Genomic DNA, 23259 nt, shown 5'->3' with positions numbered 1-23259 from the left:
CTGAGTTCGTACGCGGTTGCCGTGCTGCCGAGCAGTTTGATCAGACGCCGGTAGGTGTCGCTGTCCGGCGGGGGGATTCCTCTTCGCGGGTGGTGCGGTGAGTTCGTTCGATGCTCTGTCCCCAGTACGTTCCGGTGACCATGAGCGCGGCCCCGAGGCCGGCCAGGGCGGTGACCTTTTCGCCGCCGAGGCCGATGCCGACCGCGACGGCCCACACCGGTTCGGTGCCCAGGAGCAGACTGGCCCGGCTCGCGGAGCTGTTCTGCACCGCCCAGGTCTGGGCGAGAAAGGCGAACACGCTGCAGAACAGGGCCAGATAGAGAAGCTGGCCCCAGACAGCGGCATCGACCTGAGTCACCCTCGGCAGGCCGCTTGAGGCCGCCGGCACGGCGAACAACACCGTGCCGAGAACGGTCTGGACGGCCGTGAGCGGCAACGGCCGCAGCACACGGCCCTTCGTCAGTCGCCCCACCAACGCAACGTGCACGGCGCGCACCACCGCGGCGGCGAGCATCAGCAGGTCGCCGACGCGGGGAGTGTGGAAGCCGCTGCCGGACATGAGCAGCGTCACCGCCAGCAGGCACACGCCGGTGGCAGCGAAGAAGCGCGGAGGCAGTGAGCCGTTGCCCGCGGTTCGGTCCAGCAGTGGCGTGAGCACGATGGTGAGGCTGATGATCAGGCCCGCGTTGGCCGCGCTGGTGTGCGCGACGCCGTACGTCTCCAGAACCAGGACGGCGGCCTGGGTGACGCCCAAGAGGGACCCGATACGTATCTCATCGCGCGTGTAGCGCCCCTTGCGCCGGGTGGCAACGAGGGCGAGGCAGGCGAGCGCCGAGATCGCATACCGGGCGAACAGCACGACAAGGACGGGCACGGCGTCGGTGGCCGTCTTCGCGGCCAGGTAGCTGGAGCCCCAGACGATGGCGACAAGCAGAAGCACTGCGTCAGTGCGGCGGGCGTAGAACACGCACTTACGCTCCAGTGTTTTCACAGTGAAGCCAAGAGCGAGCTTCTTAAGGGATCTTGAAGTATCACTACACTACGCGGGTGAATGAACGGCAGTTGCAGATCTTGCGGGAGCTCGGCGAACTGGGAAGCGTCACCGCGACCGCCGAGGCGCTGTTGATGACTCCCTCGGCGGTCTCCCAGCAACTACGACTGCTGCAACGCTCGATCCCCGTCCCGCTCACCGAGCGAGAGGGACGGCGGTTGGTGCTCACCGACGCCGGGAAGGCGCTGGCCGACGCGGCCATCGAGGTGGAGACCGCGCTGGCCAAGGCGCGGCACACCATCGAGGAGTTCATCGACCGGCCGGACTTGGGCGTGTCGGTGGCGGCTTTCCACAGCGCGGCCGCCGCGTTCTTCCCCCTGCTGCTGCGTGGCCGGACCAGCTCCGGGCGCCCACAGCTCTCGCTCGCCGACGAGGACGTCGCGCAGGACCACTTCCCACGACTGACGCGGGACTACGATCTCGTACTCGCCCACCGACTCGACCAGGCGCCACCCTGGCCGACTTCGGTGGCCGCCGGCACGCTGCTGCGCGAACCGCTCGACATCGCCCTGCCGGCCGACCACCCCCTCGCCGCCAAACCGCACCTCACCCCGCAAGACGTCGCCGATGAACCCTGGATCACCGTTCACGACGGCTTTCCCCTGATGGCGACCATCGACGCGATCGCGATCGCCGCGAACCGGCGGCTCAACATCGTCCATCGCATCAACGAATTCGCGGTGGTAGCCGAAGCCGTGGCCGCCGGAGGCGGTCTGGCTCTGATGCCACGCTGGACCACTCGTCCGCACCCCGCACTGATTTTCAAGCCGCTCACCGGCGTGCACACCCGACGCCATATCGATGTGCTCCACCGCCCTGAACGTTCGGCACGGCGAGCCGTACGAATGGTGCTCGACGAACTCCACCATGCAGCCGCGACGATCCAGAACCGAGACGGCAACGCGGGTTGAGGTGCGCATGAGTCGCTCCCTGACGACGTCTGAAGCGGCGAGCGGTCGGAGGCGTGCAGTCACGCCCCGGTGGTGGTCATCGTGAGGACCACCAGGTCGACGGGGTGACGGCGGTGAAGCCCAGCGACTCGTACAGCGGCCGTCCGAGCCGTGAGGCGGTGAGTGTCACCGGCAGGTTCGCCATGGGCGCGAGAGAGCCGAGCATGACGGCCCGTCCGGCGCCGCGCGAGCGCTGCGTCGGCGGTGTGCCGACCCAGTAGTGGCTGCCGAACCCGTCGCTGACGACGGTGACACAGGCTCCGACCGCCTCGCCGTCGAGGACGGCGAGGAACACGTCCACGCCCGGCTGCTCGATCAGCGCCGTCGGGAACAGCTCGCCGGGACGGTAGGGGGCGAATCTGGTCAGTTCGAAGCCCGCGATCACGATCCGCTCGGCAGCCTGCAGCTCTTGCGTCCGTTGGGCCGGGATCACCTCCATCGCGGGGGCGGAGACAGGGCCGGGCGGGCGCACCATGATGGGCATCTGCCAGTTGCGCATGCCCAGGTGACCGAGGTCGGTGGAACTGAACGGGTCCTCGGCATCCACCGGGCCGGTGGATCGGCCGGCCAGCTCGGTCAACTCGGCGAGCTCTTGCGCGTCCAAGTCGGGTTCCTGCAGCAGGATTCGCGTTCCGGCGCGCTCGCCGCCGAGCACGGCGAGGAAGCCGCGCCGGTGGATCACCTCGTGACCGCGGGATTTTCCGGTTGCGGCCCAGAACGCGGCGGAGTTACGGGCCTGACGTATCGCCGCATCGTCGAGGGCCAGGGGGTGATCCGGACGGTCCTGCCTGCTCCGATCCTCGACATGAGCGTCGGGGGTGGGGTGCGGCGTGTCGGCCATGGGTGCTCCTGTTCGGTAACTGTGCGGTGATCCGGGCGAAGTGGGCAGGTGGGGGCCGGAGGAGAAGCCGACCCGGGTCTTCTTCAGGCCTCCAACCTAACGACGCAATGTCCCGGATAACTGGGCCAGATTCAACCGAGATTCCTGGGCCATTCGCCTGCTGCGATCCCGCCCGAGTCCGACGTGGCGTATGTCGCCCACGGGCCGGGTTTCTACCGCCGGTGAGCCGCGGCGCGGCGGCTGCGCTCAGGAACCCTTCAGGAACCTCAAATAGAAGGCACCGAACACCAGGACGATGCCGACGTTCACCATCAGCCGCTCCCAGAACTGGTGCCTGAAGAACAGGACGTCCACGCCCACCACGACGACCACCAGCGCGAGCACGCAGAGCACGACGACGACCGTCTGTCTTCCCATCCTCCCGTTCTACTACGGGCGGTCGCGACGGGAGGGAGTGAGCCGGAGCGACACACTCTCTGAACACCGGCGGGGCAATGCGCCGGGCCGCGGTGCGGGGGCTGTCTGGCTACTGCCCGGCGGTGGTTGGCAGGTGCTCGGCAGGGGTGTCGCGGACGCCGAGGCGGAGGTGTTCTACGTGGTAGAGAGCTTGGTCGAGAAGCTCGGCGACGTGGTTGTCGTAGAGGGCGTAGATGATCGACCGGCCGTGGCGCTCGCCGGTGACCAGGCCGAGGTTGCGCAGCAGGCGTAGCTGGTGGGAGCAGGCGGAGGCTTCCATGCCGACGGCTTCGGAGAGTTCGCCGACCGAGCAGGGGCCTTCTTGGAGGCGGGCCAGGATGTACAGCCGGGAGGGCGTGGCGAGGGCCTGGAGGGTGGCGGCGACGTCGGCGGTGCCGACGGCGTCGAGGCGCTCGCGGGTGGTGGCGCTGCTGGCGGTGTCGGTTCCGTGGCCCATGACTGCATGATACCCACGACACCTGAAGACCTATTCAGATGTTCCTGTATGGTGAAGACGTTGCCCCGGTCCGCCCGTGAAGGGTTGTTTTGTCATGTCTTCTGTCCTGGATCAGCGGCCTGCGGCTGCCGCCACGGAGCCGCGTCCGCCGGTACCGAAGCGGCGCACGCGGGTTCTGGCGCTGCCGGAAGCCCGGTGGGCGCTCGCGGCCCTGATCCTGTTCGTCCTCGCCCTGCCCGTCTATCTGCTCGGGGGCCCGGCGTGGCTGTGGGGAGCGCTCTTCGCCGCCACCTACGTCACCGGCGGCTGGGAGCCGGGTTGGGAGGGGTGCAAGGCCCTGAAGGGCAGGACGCTGGACGTGGACCTGCTGATGGTGGTCGCCGCGCTCGGGGCCGCCGCGATCGGGCAGGTCTTCGACGGTGCACTGCTGATCGTCATCTTCGCCACCTCCGGTGCCCTGGAGGCCGTCGCGACCGCCCGGACCGCGGATTCGGTGCGCGGCCTGCTCAACCTCGCCCCGGCAACGGCGACCCGGCTGCTGCCGGGAGGCACCGAGGAGACCGTCGGGGCCGCCACGCTCGCTGTCGGGGACACCATCCTGGTGCGGCCGGGGGAGCGGGTGGGCGCCGACGGCAAGGTCGTCGACGGGGCCAGCGACGTCGATCAGGCCACTATCACCGGCGAACCGCTGCCGGTGGCCAAGCAGGCGGGGGACGAGGTGTTCGCCGGCACCGTCAACGGGACCGGTGCGCTGCGGGTGCGCGTGGAACGGGATCCGTCGGACTCGGTGATCGCACGGATCGTACGGATGGTCGAGGAAGCCTCCGAGACCAAGGCTCCCACCCAGTTGTTCATCGAGAAGGTCGAGCAGCGGTATTCCCTCGGCATGGTCATCGCGACCCTCGCCGTCTTCGCTGTTCCCCTCGCCTTCGGTGACACCCTCTCGGCCGCGCTGCTGCGGGCGATGACGTTCATGATCGTCGCCTCGCCGTGCGCGGTGGTGCTCTCCACCATGCCGCCGCTGCTGTCCGCGATCGCCAACGCCGGGCGCCATGGCGTACTTGCCAAGTCCGCCGTCGTCATGGAACGGCTCGGGCAGATCGACACCGTCGCCCTGGACAAGACCGGCACCCTCACCGAGGGCACGCCCTACGTCACCGACCTGCGGCCGCTGCCCGGCAGCGACCTGAACGAGGCTGGTCTGCTGGCGTTGGCGGCTTCCGCGGAACACCCCAGTGAGCACCCCCTCGCCCGCGCCCTGGTCGCCGCGGCCCGCGAGAGGAACCTGCGCCTGAGCGAGGCCGTCGACTTCGCCTCCGTGCCGGGGCAGGGCGTCACCGCCACTGTCGAGGGACACACCGTCCAGGTCGGCTCGCCCTCGCGACTGCTGAACGGCGCCGCTCACCCACCCCAACGGACCGTGGTGGCCGAGCTGGAGAACGTCGGCCGAACCGCTGTGGCCGTCCTGCGCGACGGGGTACCCGTAGGGGTACTGGGAATCGCGGACCGGCTCCGTCCGGACGCGGCGGCCACGGTCGCCGCCCTCGCCGCGCTCGCAGGACGTACTCCGGTGCTGCTGACCGGCGACAACGAGCGCGCCGCGAAGCACTTGGCCGACCAGGTCGGCATCACCGAGGTCCGCGCCGCACTGTTGCCCCAGGACAAGGTCCGTGCGGTGAGGGAATGGGAAGGTGAGGGCAAGCGGGTCCTGGTCGTCGGCGACGGTGTCAACGACGCACCCGCCCTGGCCGCCGCCCACACCGGCATCGCCATGGGCAAGGCAGGCTCCGACCTCGCGCTGGAGACCGCCGACGCCGTCGTGGTCCGCGACGAACTCGCCGCCATCCCCGCCGTCGTGCAACTGTCCCGCGCGGCCCGCCGCCTCGTCATCCAGAACCTGTCCATCGCCGCGCTGTTCATCACCGCTCTGGTGATCTGGGACCTGGCCGCTACCCTTCCCCTGCCGCTCGGCGTGGCCGGGCACGAGGGCTCCACCGTCATCGTCGGCCTCAACGGCCTGCGCCTGCTGCGCGAGGCCGCATGGCCCCGACTCGCCAAGGACACCACCGTATGAGCAAACGCGGCCGCCGTGCGGCCCCCGGCCCAGGGGCCACCCAGCCCACGGTCACGGTCTGCCGCGGCTGTTGCTGCGGCAGCCCCAAGGTCCCCGGCCTCGACCACGCCGCCCAGCTTCGCGACCTGCGCCAGGGGCTCGTCGGAACCGCGACCGTACGGGTGACCGACTGCCTCGACGCGTGCGAGCGCGCCAACGTCATCGTCGTCCAGCCCTCTGCCGAGGGCCGCCGCAAGGGCGGACGCCCGGTCTGGCTCGGCCTGGTCAACGACCCCGACGCCACCTCCGACATCACCACCTGGATCAAGGACGGCGGCCCCGGAATCACCGACCCACCCGCCATCCTCGACCTCTACGCCTTCCGCCCGTCCCGCCGCGTTCAGGCGGAACTCCACGACGGATGACCCGACGTATCGATGTGCACTCAGAACTCGCTGCGTCGCAGTGCGTCCGTGAGCATCAGGGCCGACATCACCTGGTGCACCTGACCGGTGTTCGCGTAGGGCACACCACTCCCGAGCTGCGTGGCCAGGCTGTTCCACGCCGCCAGGGGCAGTGAGGTCAGCGACTTCCGGCCGTCCGGTGTCTGCGCGTGGAACGGTGCGACGCCGCCCGTCACACCGAGCTGGGCGAGCAGCGGCGCGAGCTGGGCCGGGTCGTTCTGCGTGTACAGGCGGGCGTTCTTCGTCCCGGACGTCCCGCGCGCGGCCCATGCGGTGACCTGGGTCAGTGGGGGGAGCGTCTCGGAAACCAGGTCGGCGTGCGGGTCGAACAGGTAGATCTCCTGGAGAGTGTCCAGGTAGAGCGGGTGGGCCTGGTTGTTGGTGTCTCCGAGGAAACAGGTCAGCGCGGCGTGACCACTGCTGAACGACGCCATGCCGAGCCGACCGATCGGGCCGAACTGGAAGTTGCCCCTGCGCCGGAACATGAAGGCCTGGATCTCTGGCAGGTACTCCTGCAGGAAGACGGCGTCTGCGAAGGATACGACCTCGTCGCACGGGGTGTTGGCGACCCGCATCAGCGGAAGCACGAGCACGACGTTCCGGCCGGAGCCCTCGATCTGGAGGGCAAGGCCCTTGGCGAAGGGGTTGGTCAGGAAGGGATCGTCGATGTACCGCAGGTAGTTGAGCAAGCCGAAGAACTGGTAGTCCCAGCCGAACGGATAGGTCTGGTTCGTCGTCTGGTCGTGGCGGTCCCGGGGGTCGTCGTAGAAGGTCGGGGAGTTCTGAGCCATGCCCGAGTGGAAGTAGATGAGGAAGGGTGCGGGCGAAGCGCCGGGGTCTCGCGGTACGTCGGCGGGCCAGTGGACGGCGACGAGCTGTGGCGCGGTGACGCCGGGAATCTGCAGGACGACGGTCTCGCCGGAGGGCGTCACGGTCCGTGTCTCGACCTGGATCTTGCCACTGGCGATCGGTGGCGAGGCGATGAAGGTCGCGTCGGTGGCTGGCGGCAGCGGGGAGTAGTTCGTCGGCGGCAGTGCCACGCCGGGCGCGCGGAAGCTCATGTCGCCGGGCGTCGGGGCCGGCGGACTGCCGGGGTAGTCGTTGCCGGTCTGCGCCAGGCTGAGGCGTGCCTGCTCCGTGGCGTCACGCAGCGGAGTGAAGTGGACCGTCATCATGACGGTCTGGCCGACCGCCGAGGACGTGATGGTAGGCGGCGGCCAGTTGCTGGTCCCTGCCGGGAAGGTGGGCGTGATGGTGCCGGTGGCGTCGATACCGAGGTGGGCGGTGAGCGTTCCGTACTTGGTCTGGTCGAGCGCGGCCGCGTTGATGTCGATCTGCGCGTCGGCGTCCGGGATGGTGAAGATCGACTGGTCCAGAACGACGGTGTCCGGCGGAACGGGACTGCCGCCGTCAATTGATATCGTGAAGTTGCAGAGCGTCGTGGTCTGGCCTTGGATCTGGCCGGTGAGGACGAGCTGGGCCATCGGAAGTCTCCTCCCGCCCGTGCTGCTCACGGCCCCGCACACGGCCCCCGTCGCGGACAATCCGCAAGCTGGAGAGCGAACTTCGATCCTCTTTGACCATACTCTTCGGTCCCCCCAGTCGCACCTCGTCACTCCCGTCACCGGCTGTGCGCATCACCGGCTGGGAGAACAGGGTTTACGGACCCGCGCGCCCGGCCACGCGGACCTCAGCGGAGCGCGAGAGCGATGGCGCGGGCGATCGGCTGACCGGTGTGGGACTCGAAGTAGTCGAAGGCCGGGCTGGGGTTGACCTCGAAGCAGTAGGCCTCGCTGTCGTCGGCCAGCATCAGATCGACGCCCGCCAGGGCCAGTCCCAGCCCCTCAGCCAGGTGCAGGCACCGTTCGGCGAGGTCGTCGGGCAGCGGCCATGGGGTGAGTTCGGCCCGGCCGCCGTCACGGTGGGCGTAGCGGTAGTCCACCCGGTCGGTGTCGATCCGGGTGGCGTACACCGCGCCCGGGACGGTGTGCACGCGGATGTTGGTGCCCGCGATGCGCCGCTGGAACTGCACCGGGCAGGAGCGGATAAGAGGCAGCCGGTCCATCGCCGCCCGGTCGAGGACGCGGACGATGGATCGCTGGCAGCTGATCGACTTGTAGACCAACTCGCCGTGGAGCGACCGGAATTCGTGGACGAGCTCGGGGTTGTTGGTCACCAAGGTCTCCGGCACGCGGAATCCGGCCTCCTGGATGAGCTGCGCCTGGTAGGGCTTCGACAGGTTCGACGCGGTCGCGGCCGCCCGGTTCATCACGCATCCCGGGGCGAGTTCGATCCAGGTGCCCAGGGCCTCGTGCCAGGACTGGCACCTGCGCACAGTGTCCTCGTCCGCCTCACGGGCCTCGGGCAGCCGGCGCCAGTCCATCAACCGGGCATAGATGCCGGTGACCGTGGCGCAGTCGATGGATCCGCCGTTCGTCGTCAGCCGTCCCCGGATCCCGGTGCCGGTGGCCTCCAGTTCGAACGGCAGGTCCAGGAAACGCCGTTGGTGAAGAACCGTGCAGGGCAGGCCCAACCTGTCGAGTGCGGCGGTCACCCGGGCGATCGGTGACTCGCTCGCGATGCCGCAGACGATGATCATCGGGTTCCCGCCGAAAGCCCGGTGAGGTGGTTGAGCAGGCGGTCGAGGAAGGCGTCGCCGCCTGGGCGGAGGTCGGGCAGCGGGTTCGCTCCTGCGAAGACCACTCGCTGTCCGCCGTCGCGATGCAGGCCGATCCCGAGCAGATCCGTGTCGGCGAGCCGTGCGAGTCGTACGCACGCCTCCTCGTCCCGGGCCGTGGACGCGCCGAAGACGTGCTCGCCGAGCACCAGGACGTTGCAGGAGCCCGGCGTATCCCGTCGCGGCTCGATGCCCGGGCTGCTGGAGATCCGGGCCGGTGAGACCGGCAGTCCCGCCCTCGCCGCGAGCACGGTCCATTCCGCGGCCGAGCGCCAGGCTCCGCACAGGCCGGTCGCGCAAGGTCGGTTGACCGAGACCGGGGCGAGGCACGTGAGCAGGCTGAGCAGGAGGGCGCTCAACTCCTCCCAGGCGTACCGGGCATCGGCCTGTGTGGCGAACGGGAGGAACCCGAAGGGCGCCCAGGCCACCCGGTTGAGCACGCCGTCGATGTCCTGGCTGGCCAGGACGTGTCCGTCGGGCAGACCGATCTCGAAGCCCGCCCCGAGGCGGCCGACGCGATGCGCGGACCTGGAGGAGCTGAGGAGGGTTTGCGGGGAGAGCAGTTCGAGCGGGTCCAGTCCGCGATCCCGCAGTCCCTCGTAGGCCCACAGTGCCGCTCGGTCGCCAGGATCGCAGAGCACCAGCCACATGCGCCGCGCCTACCTTCCGCTCCGGTCCGCCCCCGGGTCCTCTTCCATGAGAGCGCTGTCCGCCAGATCGGGCCGCAGAGCCGGGGGGATGAAGTGCTCGGACGTCCGACCGGTCGAAGGATCGCCGAGCGTCCCCGCGAGTGCTTCGAGTTCCTTGGAGATGTCCTTGTGCTCTTTGTCCTTGCCCTCCTTCTCCTTCTCCTTGTGCTCCTTGCCCTCCTTCCCCGTCTTCACCTGGAGGCGCTGGAGCTGGAGCGTCTTCTCCTGATCCGCGGCGTCGTTGCAGTCCAGTGTGAAAGCGGCGTTCTGGGTGGGTTCGGCGAACGGGCCGCCAGGGGCGACCCCGAGCACGAGTTCACCGCACGCATTGGGCGCGAGGACGGCCGGGAAACTCTTCAGAGTGAAGCCGGCCCCCATGGGCACGTCGCCCGATCCGTTGAAGGTCAGCGCACCCGGGCCGATGTTGGCGATGGGCACGTGCATATCGGGCGCGGTGCCCTGCACCTTCACCTGGACAGAGGTGTTCATCACGAGGCGCGGCTGCTGCCCGTCCGTCACCGACCCCGCCGAGGTCCAGACGAAGCTGAGCTGCTGGGGGTCGTTGTTCGTGATCCGTACGTTCCAGGCGCGGTTGTCGGGGCTGGAGATGTCCACTTGCACCGTGAAGACGTCGGTGTGATCACGGGTCCAGGACGCGGTCGCGACCTGGTTCCCGGTCTCGTCCGCGATGGCCGCCGTGGCCGGGCTCTGGGGGAGAGCGGTGATCAGCCCTTTGCCCGCCCTCAGCTCGATATCCGGCGCTCTCCCGCCCAGCGGCTCGCAGTTCGGCCCGATGGCCACCACCTGAAGGAACCAGGTGGACGCCGTGGTGTCTACGAGGAAGGGGACCAGCCCCGTGGTGGCTTGGTTCCCGAGCGTGACGCGGTCGGCGGTGGGGAACATCTGGAACACGGCTACGGACATGAGGGCCTCCTCCGGTTGTCGAGTTGCGGCGCCGGTCGTTCACCACGTCCCCAGCGGGACGACGTCGACATAGACCGGGCGCCCCGTTCCGTCGCTGTTCGTGGGAGCGGGTTGGGTCTCGAACTCACGGACGACGAGCCGCTGGGGCCGTTGCCCGGTGTCGGGAATGCCGAGGGTGCTGGTCTGCCCGAGGGTGGCCGTGGCCTTCAAGACCGTGGACCAGCCCGTGACGTCGGCCTGTGTGGTCACGGCGGTGTCGCGGGTCTGGAGCTCGGCCCGGACGGTGTTCCCCGGGCCGCCGGGCCCGAGGCCGTCCAGGACCACGGTCGCCTGCGCCGTGCTCCGAGTGACCGTCAGCCGCCGGTGCGGCGGGAGTTGGACGGGTTCCGTCAGAACCACTTGCGACACGTCGGGGACGTCGGAGACGGTGTACTTCTGGTAGCGGGCCAGGGCGAGCCGGACGAACGGGAAGTAGGACGAGGCGACGACCGGGGCCAGGTCGAGGTCGGTGAACCAGCGGTCGCCCTGCGCGTCGAACTCGACCGGGTACAGGCCCGCGTTGAGCAGGCGCTGCGCTTCGGGCACGGACACCTGCACCCAGTTGGGCGCGTTGACCTGGCCCGGGGTCAGGATGCCGGGTGGCGCTGCGGTGTCCCGGATCGGGTCGCGCCCGGCGACACTCACGTACAGCGGGGCCTCGTCGGGTGCCAGTGCGGTGGGGCAGGTGAGTACGGCCAGGGCCTCGTCGTCCCCGGAGGCGAACCAGGGCCGTTCGAGGAAGACGCGCACGCCGCCGCCCTGGCGCAGCCGGGTGAGCTTCTGCTGTCCGTCGACGGTCTGGGTCCAGCGGAACGTCGGCATGCAGTAGAGGAGCTTCGGGGCGGGGGGCCGCACAGAGCTCGGCACGTCGGTGTCGGCGAGCGCTCCGGTGGCGAGGCAGGCGTCGGGGTCGGCGGCGAGGGCGTGCCCGAAGCAGTCCTCGAACCGGGAGACGGCCGTCACGGTGTAGCTCACATGGTGATGGCGGGTGTCCCCGAACTCCTGGCGGATCACGGGGAGGGCCTCTCTCGGTGGCAGGTGCTGGACCTCGTAGGAGCCGACGTGCGCGGTCCGCTTCACCGGTGTCGGCGCCGCGGGCGGGCTGTCCTCGTGGTCGGTCCACTCGGCGTGGAGGTCGATCCGGCCCGTGCTCGCGATGTCGAGGGCCAGGCCGTCCGTCCCGAGGACGGTGTCGTGGTCACCGGACGTGCGCTGGGCGGTCAGCTGCCCGCTCGGGTCGGTCAGGGGCCGTTGCACCGCGTGGATCATGGTGACCGTTCGGGGTGGAGTGATCAGGCGGTTCTTCCCGAAGACGATGTCCTGGAAGGTCGCCGGGTCCGCCGGGTTGATGCCCAGCCAGAGCGCGATGCCGAAGAGCTGGACATGCCCGTACTGCATGCACGACGGGATGTCGAAGGTCACCTGCTCCGCCTGGCCGAGGGCGACTGTGAGATGACGGGGGTCCGGCCGGGCCACGGTGCAGCCGCTCGCGGCCGGGACCAGTTTCACGGACGCGCTGTGGGTGTCGGGCCAGGTGCCCTGCCAGATGGCGGTCAGGGATTTGTCGGACGGGACGATCGGCCCGGGCTGCCCGTTAGGGCCGATGGGCCGTGGGCGCGCGTTCATGGCGATGAAGGAGCTGCTCGGGTCGGTCAGCCACGGCAGCACCACGTCCGTCTCGGGCACGATGACGTACGGGGACGGCACGCCTGATGCGGGGTCGGCTCCGATGGTCTGGGCGTGCGGGATGTCCGTCAGCTCGCGGTCCGCGCGCTTGGCGGCCTCGAAGAGCCTGGTCACCTCGGTGGCGGGCGCGGTGGGGCCCAGGGCCTTGTCGAACCCGGGGTCGTACTGCATCGCCAGGGCGAGCGAACACTTCGGGGGCAGGAGATGGCGCAGGTCGTAGGCGCGGTACCCGTGGAGGGCCGCGTAGTCGGCCACCGATACGCCGCGGTCACTGCGGATGATCATGCGGGCCTGGCCGTCGCCATCGCTGAACTCCCGGGTCGGCACCAGTTCCGGCGGCGGCAACGGCTCGAAGCGCCAGTACGTGAGCTTGTCGGTCCGCTCTTCGGTGGCACCGACCTCGTCGGCGTGCAGGCCACCCCCTGACAGGTCAGCGATCCTGACCCGCAGCCAGTAGTCGCGGCCGAAGCGCAGTCGCGGCAGGGAGCCGATGTCGCACGCCACGACCGCTTCCAGGGCCGACGCGACCGGGACCGGCAGGGTGTCCCCGGTGTGGACGACCCGCTCGGGCCGCTGGGTCACCAGGCTCCAGCCGTCCCACCGGGCCACCGTCTGGTGCAGGTACAGCACGTCGGCCGGGCCGGCGCCGGTGGCTGCCCCGCCGGGCCTGAGATACCCCTCGTCGATCAGCCCTGCCGAGGTGCTCGCTCCGAGCGGCACGCCGCCGATCGTGTAGGACACCTTGCGTCGGCACAGTGAGTGCCACGTCCTGCTCGTGTCGTCGAACACGTCCACCCGGTAGCCGCCCAGGAGGGAATCGGCCAGCAGGGCGGACGAGAGCAGACCGGCGTCCGTCGCGCGCTGCTGTGCCCGCTGGAGCTCCTTGTGGTGCTCCTTCTCACGGTCCCGGTCCACGAGGGCGAATCCCATCGAGTGCAGTGCGGGCAGCGCGCCGACCGGGGTCGGCCCTCCGGCCGGCTGCGAGGTGGCTGCCGCGTCCGACCGGGCTGTGCTGACCAGCCGCAGGGCGGCGCCGTCCACGTCGAAGGGCATGACCTCGAAACGGGCGTTGGGGGAGGGGGCGAGACTGGCGCCGGTCAGGGGGAGCAGCCCCTGGCTGAAACCGGTGGAGGTCGGCCCGTCGACGGAGGCCGGCACGAACCGCGTCCCGTTCAGCGTGTAGGCCGTGGACGGCGACAGGTCGCTCTGCGCCGCGTCGGTCCAGCCGGGCGGCGGGTTCGGCTCGGGACTCGGCCACCGCGGCACCACATGCAGCTCCGCCGGGTTCGCCTGGCCCAGGGAGGAGGCCGTAACGGCGAGATCCGTCAGCAGCCCGAGCGCACGCAGGACGACAGGGTGGTCGGCGAGGTGTGCGACGGTGTCGTGGAACTCTCTCTCGGGCGGGGCGCCGCGGTGGTCCAGCGGGGTGAACTCGGCCGGGTCACGCCGGTAGAAGGCGTACGCCTGGGCGAGCGCCGGCTGGTCCTCGGCGGCGTGGGCCGGTTCGGCGTCGGATGACAGCAGCCCGGTCTGCCACAGATCGGTGATCGCCCGCAGGGCGTTCTGGAGTTGGTAATCGCTCTCCGGTGCGGCTCCCTGGTGCGCGCCGTGGGCCTGGGCGGTGGCCGTGTAGATGCTGCGGACCTCCGCACCGGCCTCGCCCGCGGGGAACGTCCTGGTGTCCCGTCCCTCGTATGAGGTGGCCTGGTAGGGCTCGACCAGCATGTCGGCGGCGAACAACGCATGCCAGGCGGCGAGTTGCTCGGTGAGCGTGAACTGGACTGTGGTCCCGTCGAGGGCGATGTACGGGACTTTCCGCGACGTGAGCGGCTGCTCGGCGCGGAAGACGTCGAAGGGCAGGGCGGTGAACCGCTCCGGCCAGCTCTGCATCCCGAAGTCCGCCACTGTGAGCCGGCCTTGGCCCGGGCCGATCAGGCGCGGCGTCAGCAGCACCGAGAACACCGCCATCGGCTCGGACCCGCCGGGCACGGTTGCCACCCGGCCCGCCGGGATCACCGTCCAGACGAACTGCCTCTCCAGGCCGGTCGACGACATGAGTTACTCCCCTGCGAACGCCTGGCAGTACGTCTGCCAGGGGAACGACTGCCCCTGCGGCCCGAGCGCGGCCTCGACCGACGAAGGGTCCGGGCCGCTCGCCAGGGCGGGTCCGCCGTGGGCGGAAGTGGCCGCGAGCGAGGCACCGTTGAAGCTCTTGTGGCACTCCAGCGTCACGGTCTTAGAGAAGAACGTCAGATCCACCGTGATGACGAGCTTGGCCGAACCGCTCAGCACGTTGGTAGTGGTGTCGTACGCCAGGCTGAGCGTCAGCTCGATCGAGACACTGATCAGTCCCAGCACGGAGACGCTGCCGCCGATCCGCAGATAGCCGGTGATCTCGGTGTCGCTGCCGTTCTTGGCGAAGACCACCCCGCCGAAGACGTGCACCTCCGCGGATGCGATGGTGAAGTCCATGACGACAGCGGCGCCGAACTCGATGCCGCCGGTCAACCGCTGCAGGCCGCTGTCCGGACCGCCGGCGCCCAGCCCCAGTTCCAGGTATCCGCCGCCGCCGAAGCCGGAAACCGTGACCAGGAACGGTCGCTCCCGGGTGCCGAAGGTGAAATCCAGAACGATGGGCTCGTTCGTCAGCGACAGCGTGACGGCGATCTCGATGGTGAGGTTCTGCAGACTGAACACCATCAAGCCGGCGCTGGGAACGGCGAGGGTATACGACGCCGTGATCGCCTTCGCCGACACGTCGATGTGCGGCCCGCTGCGCCCCGCCTGCGGGATCAACTCCTGCAGTGTGCGCAGGAACTGGAGGTTTCCGTTGAGTTCGACCTTGGACAGCGTGACGTCGAGGTTCAGGCGCTTGCCGGCGTCGGCGGTGAAGACCACGCCCGCGAAGGTGAGCGTGACCAGCGCGTCCGGCCCTTGCGAGGGGATCACCAGTTGGAAATCGTTGATCTTCCCGGTGGCGTGCATCTCGGGTTTTCCGCCTACCAGTTGCGCCAGCGCTTCGATGTACACCGACGACGTGGCACCGGGACAGAACGGCCCGACCGCCTTGTCGAGCCCCTGCTTCCAGGTCAGCTTCGCGGACGGGGTGTCGGTGCCCTCCCCGAGCCAGAGGAGTTTCGGCTGGTCGGTGACGACGGAGATGAGGTCACGCAGGGGGACCACGCCGAACAGGGTCGCGTCCGGGGCGAACAGCTTGCCGGGGTCCGTCGGGAGTGCGTCGCCGACGGACGGCCCGAGTGTGCGTGAGATCTGCGTCATCGTCATGTCGGGGGCGGCCAGCGACCCCACACGTGCCCCGGCGGCCCCGAAGTCGAGCGGTTGCGGGGTCACGAGGTCGAGCAGCGCGTCGGCCGGCGGTTGGCCCCACGGGGTGTTGACGAGTGCCTTCGAGATCGTCGCGGGCAGCGCCGGCAGGGGGCCGAGCAGCTGTCGGGCGGCTGGTAGTCCCACGGCCAGCTGGGTCACCTGTGGGTAGAAGCCGACTCCGGTGGGGGAGAGCCCGGCTCCGAGACCACCGAAGGTCATCGACTGCACTTCCTGCACCGCGCCCTCGGCCGCCTGGGTCGGCGCCACCATGGCGAGCGGGATGCGGCTGCCGACGTCGGAGACGGGTCGCCCCAGGCCGGCGAAGGCTCCAGTGCCGGGGCCGTGTCCGTAGATCGTGTCGAGCGCCGTGGCATAGGCGGAGCCGGTCGCCCTGTCCTCGACGAACAGCAGCGGCAGACGCAGTTCCACGTCCTGCTGGCCCGCCCGGGCCCAAAGGGTGAACAGCACGCGCGCTCCGCCCCGCATCGGCCAGAAGCACCTCGGGTCGTCGGACGCGGGGCCCAGCGGGATCCAGGAGGCGTCCTCCAGGTCCGATGTCTGCCCGGGGTCGATCGCGATGCGCTGGAATGGGAAGCTCCGCTCGTGCGAGCCGCCCTTGCCGATGCCGTAGTCGTCGCGGACGGGCTCGGTGACGATCAGGAAGCTCTGCCGGTGCAGCGCGGCTATGGCGGGTTCGGTCCCGTCGAACCGCCGGTCGGTCACTTCCACATAGGCCGCGCGGTGGCCGAACGGGAACAGCGCGCCGGTGACGGCGATCTTGACGTGGAAGTCCCGGCCCAGTGCGGCGTCATGGGTCCATTCCAGCTGGGGCCAGTTGGCGGAGGCGGAGAACCGGGCTCCGTAGGCGCTCAGGATCAGCCGTTCGACCGTCACCGAGAGGTCCGGATTCTTGCCTGCGGCCGCGACGATCTGGTCCAGCCAGGCGTCCAGTGGCGTGCCCAGGCTGGTTCCGTCGGGCAGGGCCTGGACGGGGCGCGCCGCGAGGCGGCCGTCCGGGCCCGAGATACGGCTGTGCCACAGCTCGGTGCCGCCACCCGTGCTCGTGGCGGGCAGAGTGCGGTGGGCACAGTGGATGCACTGGGCCCCCTGCTGCAGGGCGAGTACGAGGCGCCACGGGAGTTCGAGTCGGGTGACCTCGTCTCCTGCGGAAACCGCGCTGGTGACGAGGCAGAGCTGGTTCATCGCGTCGAGCAGGCCGTCCACGGTGAGGGTGATCGGATCCTGGCCGACGGCGAAGCACAATGTCGACGGTCCGGCGAGGTAGCCCTGGAGCGTCAAGCCGGATTCCACCACGGTCTCGGCCAGGTGCTGCGCGGGGACGTCCACGATCAGGCGTCCGCCGCCCGGGTCGGCCACCAGCTGCACCGTGCCGTCGGTCCGGGTCTGTTCGTGCAGTCCCTGGCCCCTGACGGTCAGCGTGACGAGGTCGTCGGGGCGCAGCACGGTGTAGCTGTTCGACGCGGTGCTCGGCAGGTCGACCAGGTGCCAGTCGGACCATGCGGTGTCGAAGCGTCGGTGCATGAGTGCGCCACCGGCCCAGATGGCGAGTACGTCGGTCCGGCCGCTCCCGGCCGCGACGGCAGCCAGCCGGGGGCGATCCGTGCCATGGGCGCAGAGGTCGCCGCCGAGGTGCTCCCAGCCGAGCCACGGTGCCAGGGCGGAGTGCCGCAGGCCATGCTCGCCGCCCAGGAAGACGTCGCGTTCCGTGGCGGCGAGGCAGGTGAAGGTCTGCCCGTCTCCGTCGGGCAGGGTTCCGAGCACCTCCCATATCGGTGGTTCGTCGACCGGTGACCCCTCCATCGCGAAGCGCCCCCGGATCAGGCGCCGCTCAAGGGTGTCCGTGACCAGGAGATTGACCTGTCCCCGTGCGATCGTCACCGCGGTCTGCGCGGGTGTTCGGTCGCCCGCGCGGAGCAGCATCGGCCCGCCGACCGGATGCCAGTGAACGATCTCCCAGTCCGGCGCGCCCGTGCTCAGGAAGACGTGCAGATCACCAGGCTTCGTCGTCACAGCGGTGAAACCCGTCACCGCGGAACTGTGGGCGAGTACGCCGAGCGGCGTCCACTCCGGTCGGTCCTCACCGCCCAGGCGCATGAGCCGGAGCTCGTCGGCGGCATTGAGCGCGAAGATCTCGACCGGGCCGCCCTCGGCTGCCGTTGCGCTCAACCAGTCGAAGTCGGGAACCCTCGGCGAGAGCCAGGGACGGCCGAGCTCGTGCCATGCGCTCCAGATACCGTCGAACGACCTGTGCCGCACACTGCCGTCGTGTGCGCCGACGAAGAGGTGAAGTCTGCCGTGCCCTGGAGAACAGACGGCCAGGGCCCGCGCCGAGTGGTTCTGCATGGGGTACCCCCAGCAAATGAACGGCGACGGTCGAGGGTGCCGAACCTTCCGGCAACTGCTGGCTCTCGGTCATTTCAGGCTATTGCTGGTCCGATCGCGCATCAAATTTTGGCACTGTGTGTAGGGTCCAGAGTGAAGGTACCATCGATTTATGAGGCGACATCAATCTGGAGTGCTTCCTGCACGTTATAGATCGGCTGGGCGATGCCACCGCTACTCAGCTTGGGCCCAAGGTCCTCGTTCGGTATCGCAAAGAGGAGGCCGATCACCTGGTTGCTTGAATTGAGCACCACGGATCCGGAGTCACCCCCTCCGGCGAACAGAGTCACGGAGGGAACCGCGCCGCTCATCTCGAACTCGTCGATCGCCGGTACAAATGCTGAAGAGATCAGCCTGACTACGAAGCCGTTCGTCAGCAGGGTCCGCTTGCCACGTTTCTTCACAACTTCGCCCAGGGGCGGCACATCGGTCAATGCGCCCTGCACCGGACCGATATCCTCGATGGTTGCCTTCCAACTGCGAGACCCATTGAGATCGATGACCGCGCAGTCGAGGAACAAGGGATTGAACTCGCTTCGCAGAGCCAAAATGGTTCCTACTATGTCCGTTGTGGGCGACGTGGACACCTGTCCGGGCTGATAGACATTGAGGTCGGTCCGCTGTACCACATGGGCACAAGTGAGCAACTGTGCTGCACCGTCCACGCGGCTGGTGACGATTGCCCCCAATGTTCCCGTCGGCGGAGCGAAGATACCGTCGTCGATTATGCGCTCTCTGGAGATCTCAATTCCTCCGTGCAGGGGATCGTATCGCGCGGAGTCCTCTATGAGCGTCGGCTGTACCTCGACCACGTCCGTGACATAGCCTCCGAACTCGGATGGGACGAGTTCCCCTTCCGTAACGTCCTCTGGGGGCCTCTTCAGCGGGACGTAGACGAACAGTGAGATCTGGTCGGTGAACACTCCTCCTGTCTGCTTCAGGCCAACGCCGGTCGTGTATTTCCCGGCCTCGCGAGCATTGAGTCTATTACGCAGTGCCACTGACGCCTCAATAGCGTCTTGGGGAACCGAAATCGGTCGCTCCGGGATCATCTGACTCTCTCCTTTCCTTCCAGATTCCCGAGATGAGGGGACCACTCTCTATTGCAGCGGATTGGATGTTCCCTCGCCGGACGAGTCGCTCCAACTGTGCCCCTCTGGACTGCAATTGGGTATCAAAAGGAAGAGTGATCGAGCAATGACGAAATGGTCGTCTGATCTGGGATATTTCTCGGCGGGCGGATCTCCTTGAAGCCCTGAGATCATTCCCCGTCACCCGTATCGCATCTAAAGTGCCCAGACATTTAGCGAGTTCTGTTCCTGCCCCCGCCTCGCTCAGATCAACAGCGCACCCGGACAAACCAATATCTGGCTCGCAGGCCGCGCACAGTTCTACTTCCAGCCTTGCGCGGCCACCTCGCGTCCGCAACTCGGCGGCGCCTCATGGACCGTTGGCCCAGACAGTTTGCTGTTCATGGTTGTCGCGCTATCGGCCGCGGGCTCTGATCGCGCTCAACTGCACGATCCGCACGAGGCGATGTTGGGGCGGGCGGTGGCTGGCATGACGGTCGTCGCGATCGACGTGACAGGTTCTGTCGTGATCGTCAAGCCTCGAGCGCGTGACGAAGGCGCTGAGCTATTGCCTTGACCTTCCGCGAGAGTACTGGGTGTCGCTCTGAGTGGTTACTCGCAGCGGCTTCCGTAGGGGGTAGCCGACCATACCTCCACCGTACGCCGCCCGGTGGGCGATGTACCTCGTGTGCCTGACCAGCTCGTCACCGGCGAACATCCGACCCTGGCGGGAGTCATGCGCGAGGACCAGGACGCGATGGTCCACCGCGATGCCACTCCCTGCAGCTTCGCGATGAACGAAGGCCGTGTCACCGACGTGAAGCTCCAGGAGCGGATCACGAGCGGCCGCGCCGGGCGTCACACTGCAACGCAATGCGTCATCCTGATCGTGCACTTGAGACGCCACTACGCCAACCAGGCCGCGTCGCAGGGTGATCGAGCATCTCGCGAGAGCCACGTTCACGTATAGGTCGCCACCAGGGCGTTCTCGCCAGCACGTTCCGGTCTTGAGCGAGTTCGGTGTCGGGCTGTGCGGCGAGCCTGCGGCATTGCCGGGACGGATCACCTTTCGATGCGGTAGCGGATTTGGGTGATGACGGCTTGCCGGAGCTTGGTGGTGAAGTCGGGTGTGCGGGCGATGCGGTCGACGCCGCCGGCTTTGCTGTGGCGCAGGGCGGTTTTGAAGTTCTGTTCCAGGGTGCCGGTCATGCGCGTCATGAGCGTTTCGTTGAGGTGGTCCAGGTCGATGTTGAGTAGATCGCGTGGGGATGGCTGGCGCAGCCGGGTCAGGGTGTAGGCCGACATGGAGGCCAGTGGGTAGAGCCAGTTCTCGAGGGTCTCTCCGAGCAGCGGGCGGTCTTCGGCGTACTGGGCCAGGAAGGCACGAAGCTGGGTGTGGACGTCGAGGCAGAGCCGGTAGATGTCGAGGTCGTGCCGGGTGGAGAAGATCTGGGCGTAGTGCTGGTCGTCCAGGAGTAGGGCGTCCGAGTGGCGGAGGGCGACGTGGGGTTCTCGGAGTGCGAAGGCGGTGAACTCTCTGGCCAGCCGGGCCATACTGACGACGCGGCCGAGAGGAAAGCCGAGGTTGCGGTAGTAGCTGGCTCGGCGCTCATAGTAGTAGCCGCCGGATTGGTGGAGGCTCTCCTCGATGTCTTTCTGGATGGATTCGGTGGCACGCAGAGCCCCAGCGGGTAGCTGGGTCTGGCTGTTGGTGGCGCGGATGATGCGGTCGCGAGCGGTGCCGGAATCGGGCGCCACGACGATCTTCACTAAGAGAGAGCGGTCGCGGTGCTGGCCGCCGTTTTGTACGTAACTGTAGATCTCGTGGCTGGTCTGCAAGCCGTTGACGATCTGGGGCTCTTTGACCACGATCCGCTTGCCAGCGATCTGGGCGGCGTCGGCGACCACAGTGACGCCGTTGTTGAACCACCAGAAGTCCTCGCCCGTACCGGACTTGAGGGTTTCGCCGATGGCGTTGTTGACCACAGTCGAACCAGCGTAGTCGCGCACGTTGGACTCGAACAGCTCCAGTCGCAGGGCCTGATTGTCCGACGTGATGAACCGGTAGTACTCGTCCAGACGCGCCAGGCACACGTACCCCTCGCCGAGTGAGGTGCTCATGGGTGTTTCGGTGAAGACAAGTTGAGCGACGGCTTTCGCACCGCGTGCGGTGCGCTCGCGCAGATCCGCCGCGTTGACGTACTCGATGTCGGCGGCGGTGTCCGAGGTGATCTTGGTGAGCTCCCTGCGGAGTCGGTCGCCCTTGGACTTAACGTTGGGGTGTGGGGTCTCTGCCGCCTTGCTGGTGTAGATGACCTTGATGCGGACCTGCGGGAAGGAGGAGGCCAACTCCTCCAGCACGCGCAGGAACCGGCGAGTGCGGTTCAGTAGCTTGGCGTTGGTGTGGTCGATCAGGCTGTCTTCCTCGCGTCCCATGTCGAGGAGCGTGGGGAGATGGAAGTGGAGCTTCTCGATCACTGTCTCCTGGTAGCCCGAAGTGTTCTTCGCCTGGAGGATCACCAGCTCGATCTTGTTGGCGCGGGAGGGCAGGTACTGATGGGCGTCAGCGGTGATGTAGCGCTCGTCGACGAAGGTCCAGATGCCGTCGATGCCGCAGTCGTGGGCACCGTCCACGATTCCGTCCGTGATCTCGTCGATGTCGAGGTCCCAGTCCTGCAGTGCTTTGTCGGCCGCGAAGAAGGTGAAGAAGTCGTCCCTGCTCTTTTCGGGCGCGAGCTTGCGGTGCTGGTCTTCCAGGATCCGGTCGAGCAGTCGCTGGTCGTTGTTCTGCGCCGGTGCCATGCAACACCCCCACTGATGCATTGGAACGTAGACAGAAGATGCTGACACTGACCGCCGTGGGTGAACACCCGGCGCATTAAGGTGTGTGGAAGCGCGCGAGGGGGCGCGGATGTGACGGGCCATCGGCGACGATGCCCACTGTAGCGCCGCGAGGCATAGACCCTGGAGGATCTGAACGCGGCCAGGGTCATAGACGACGAGATCGCTCCCGGTCTGCTTCGTTGCCGATGACATGCCCGGCCGTCCGCTGTGCGGGCGTGACCGGTCGCCGACGGTCCGCGGGCGGGATATCCGCGCGTCCCCTCAAGCGTTCGCTCAGCCCTCGGCGGAGCGGCGGCGGGCGGCTATCAGCAGGCCCGCGCCTCCGACGAGTGCGACGGCGGTGCCGCCCGCGGCCCACGGCAGCGCGGAACCGGCTCCGGTGGAGGCGAGGGAGGTGCCGGCGGAGGTGGGTGCCGGGTCGTTCTTGGCCGCGGTGGTCACGGGCTTACCGCTGCTGTCGGTCGTGGGGGTGGTACTGGCGTCCTTGGAGGCGTCGGGCTTCGGCTTGTCCTTGCCCTCGTCCTTCGTGTCCTTGTCCTTCTTGTCCTTCGCGGCAGCGGCGTCGGCCTCGTCCTTCTTGCGGGCCTCGTACTGGCCCTTGTCGATGAACGCCTGCACGTCCTCGGGCGTGCCCCGGAGCGCTTTGATTCCAGCCTCCTTCACCCCCGGGCCACCAGCGTTGATGATCTGGCTGACGAGGACGCGGTTGTCGATGATGCGCTGCTCGAACTGCCCCTTCTCCAGGAACCGCACCCGGTCCTCGGGGGTGCCCAGGAGGGCTTTCTCGCCCGCCTCTCGCACACCCCGGCCGCCCTTGTTGATGATCTGGGAGATCAGCACCTGGTTGTCCGCGTCGCGAGCCTCGTACTGGCCCACCTCAAGGAACTTCCGCACGGCGGCCGCACCCTCGTCGAGCGCCTTGCCCGCGGCCTTCTTGAACCCCGGCCCCGCATCCTTGGCCGCCATCATGCGAAGGAGCTCGACGCGGTCGTCGTCCGCCTGCTGGGACGGGGTCTTCGTCCCGGCGTCGGGCGCCGAGACGCCAGGCGCCTTCACGTCGGCGGCGTATGCCGGAGAGGTGAGCAGAACGCCCGGCGCGACGGCCGCGGACGCGAGGAGTACTGATATACGCGTGAACTTCATGTGATTGCCCCGGTTACCCAAGAAAGTCAGAAATAGTCACCCGCATCCTATGTCGCCCTTGACTTTCTCTTTACGCAGGCCCCCCTCTCGCGGAGGCCTTCTGTGTGCCGTGGGTTGGGCAGGCGCCCTGGCAAGGAGGTGCTGGTGCCAGGGCGCACCCCGAATGGGCGTCAATTACAAGTTGA

18 protein-coding genes are annotated in these 23259 nt (G+C 68.3%); 5 read left to right on the top strand and 13 right to left on the bottom strand.

The genetic code is table 11. The features are described 5' to 3' along the window. Positions 1–40: 40 nt before the first annotated feature. Positions 41–967: a DMT family transporter gene (locus ACGFRG_RS01165; protein ID WP_393260094.1), complete on the bottom strand. Its 927-nt coding sequence runs from the start codon at positions 965–967 to the stop codon at positions 41–43. Between the two features lie 80 nt (positions 968–1047). On the opposite strand from ACGFRG_RS01165, the gene ACGFRG_RS01160 reads away from it, so the two are divergent. Further along, positions 1048–1962, top strand: coding sequence for a LysR family transcriptional regulator (locus tag ACGFRG_RS01160; RefSeq protein ID WP_393260091.1), 915 nt, complete (start codon positions 1048–1050; stop codon positions 1960–1962). 76 nt (positions 1963–2038) lie between these two features. Here ACGFRG_RS01160 and ACGFRG_RS01155 read toward each other — a convergent pair whose 3' ends face one another. The 3 genes from ACGFRG_RS01155 to ACGFRG_RS01145 all read right to left on the bottom strand — a co-directional run bounded on the left by ACGFRG_RS01155 (position 2039) and on the right by ACGFRG_RS01145 (position 3755). Beyond that, positions 2039–2842, bottom strand: a complete 804-nt coding sequence (locus ACGFRG_RS01155) for a GNAT family N-acetyltransferase (protein ID WP_393260088.1) — start codon at positions 2840–2842, stop codon at positions 2039–2041. Positions 2843–3088: 246 nt separating this feature from the next. Beyond that, complete coding sequence (locus ACGFRG_RS01150; RefSeq protein ID WP_361416596.1) at positions 3089–3259, bottom strand: hypothetical protein; 171 nt, start codon at positions 3257–3259, stop codon at positions 3089–3091. A gap of 109 nt (positions 3260–3368) precedes the next feature. Continuing rightward, positions 3369–3755 carry an ArsR/SmtB family transcription factor gene (locus ACGFRG_RS01145; protein WP_393260085.1) on the bottom strand — a complete coding sequence of 129 codons (387 nt, stop codon included), beginning with the start codon at positions 3753–3755 and terminating at the stop codon, positions 3369–3371. A gap of 94 nt (positions 3756–3849) precedes the next feature. Here ACGFRG_RS01145 and ACGFRG_RS01140 point away from each other — a divergent pair, with 94 nt between their 5' ends. Together ACGFRG_RS01140 and ACGFRG_RS01135 are read left to right on the top strand one after the other, a co-directional pair. Further along, positions 3850–5829, top strand: a complete 1980-nt coding sequence (locus ACGFRG_RS01140) for a heavy metal translocating P-type ATPase (protein ID WP_393260082.1) — start codon at positions 3850–3852, stop codon at positions 5827–5829. Further along, on the top strand, positions 5826–6233 hold the full coding sequence (locus ACGFRG_RS01135; RefSeq protein ID WP_393260079.1) for a (2Fe-2S) ferredoxin domain-containing protein: 408 nt from the start codon (positions 5826–5828) through the stop codon (positions 6231–6233). The genes ACGFRG_RS01140 and ACGFRG_RS01135 overlap by 4 nt, the downstream gene beginning before the upstream one ends. 20 nt (positions 6234–6253) lie before the next feature. Here the strand turns inward: ACGFRG_RS01135 and ACGFRG_RS01130 are convergent, their stop codons facing one another. From ACGFRG_RS01130 to ACGFRG_RS01100, 7 genes are all read right to left on the bottom strand, one after another. Then, positions 6254–7756, bottom strand: coding sequence for a hypothetical protein (locus ACGFRG_RS01130; protein ID WP_393260076.1), 1503 nt, complete (start codon positions 7754–7756; stop codon positions 6254–6256). 206 nt (positions 7757–7962) lie between these two features. Continuing rightward, positions 7963–8871, bottom strand: a complete 909-nt coding sequence (locus tag ACGFRG_RS01125; protein ID WP_361416581.1) for a glutathione synthase — start codon at positions 8869–8871, stop codon at positions 7963–7965. Next, entirely contained in the window at positions 8868–9599 is a 732-nt protein-coding gene (locus ACGFRG_RS01120; RefSeq protein ID WP_361416579.1) for a hypothetical protein, read from the bottom strand. Before ACGFRG_RS01120 ends, ACGFRG_RS01125 begins: the two co-directional genes overlap by 4 nt. Positions 9600–9608: 9 nt before the next feature. Further along, entirely contained in the window at positions 9609–10562 is a 954-nt protein-coding gene (locus ACGFRG_RS01115; protein ID WP_361416576.1) for a hypothetical protein, read from the bottom strand. A gap of 39 nt (positions 10563–10601) precedes the next feature. Next, positions 10602–14342, bottom strand: a complete 3741-nt coding sequence (locus ACGFRG_RS01110; RefSeq protein WP_393260073.1) for a hypothetical protein — start codon at positions 14340–14342, stop codon at positions 10602–10604. Between the two features lie 3 nt (positions 14343–14345). Then, on the bottom strand, positions 14346–17978 hold the full coding sequence (locus tag ACGFRG_RS01105; protein ID WP_361416570.1) for a hypothetical protein: 3633 nt from the start codon (positions 17976–17978) through the stop codon (positions 14346–14348). Between the two features lie 149 nt (positions 17979–18127). Further along, positions 18128–19069, bottom strand: coding sequence for a trypsin-like peptidase domain-containing protein (locus tag ACGFRG_RS01100; RefSeq protein ID WP_361416567.1), 942 nt, complete (start codon positions 19067–19069; stop codon positions 18128–18130). Positions 19070–19481: 412 nt separating this feature from the next. On the opposite strand from ACGFRG_RS01100, the gene ACGFRG_RS01095 reads away from it, so the two are divergent. Then, positions 19482–19664 (top strand): hypothetical protein, encoded by a 183-nt coding sequence (locus ACGFRG_RS01095; RefSeq protein WP_393260071.1) that lies wholly within the window; start codon positions 19482–19484, stop codon positions 19662–19664. Positions 19665–19775: 111 nt separating this feature from the next. Then, complete coding sequence (locus ACGFRG_RS01090; RefSeq protein WP_361416564.1) at positions 19776–20057, top strand: hypothetical protein; 282 nt, start codon at positions 19776–19778, stop codon at positions 20055–20057. 92 nt (positions 20058–20149) lie between these two features. On the opposite strand, the gene ACGFRG_RS01085 is transcribed toward ACGFRG_RS01090, so the two are convergent. Further along, positions 20150–21889 (bottom strand): AIPR family protein, encoded by a 1740-nt coding sequence (locus tag ACGFRG_RS01085; RefSeq protein WP_361416561.1) that lies wholly within the window; start codon positions 21887–21889, stop codon positions 20150–20152. Positions 21890–22204: 315 nt separating this feature from the next. Then, complete coding sequence (locus tag ACGFRG_RS01080) at positions 22205–23074, bottom strand: hypothetical protein (protein WP_393260068.1); 870 nt, start codon at positions 23072–23074, stop codon at positions 22205–22207. Between the last annotated feature and the right edge of the window lie 185 nt (positions 23075–23259).

Source organism: Streptomyces sp. NPDC048696, assembly GCF_043198895.1.
Taxonomy (GTDB): domain Bacteria; phylum Actinomycetota; class Actinomycetes; order Streptomycetales; family Streptomycetaceae; genus Streptomyces.
The sequence above is the reverse complement of the archived record's forward strand: the minus strand, read 5'-3'. Positions and strand labels throughout refer to the sequence as shown.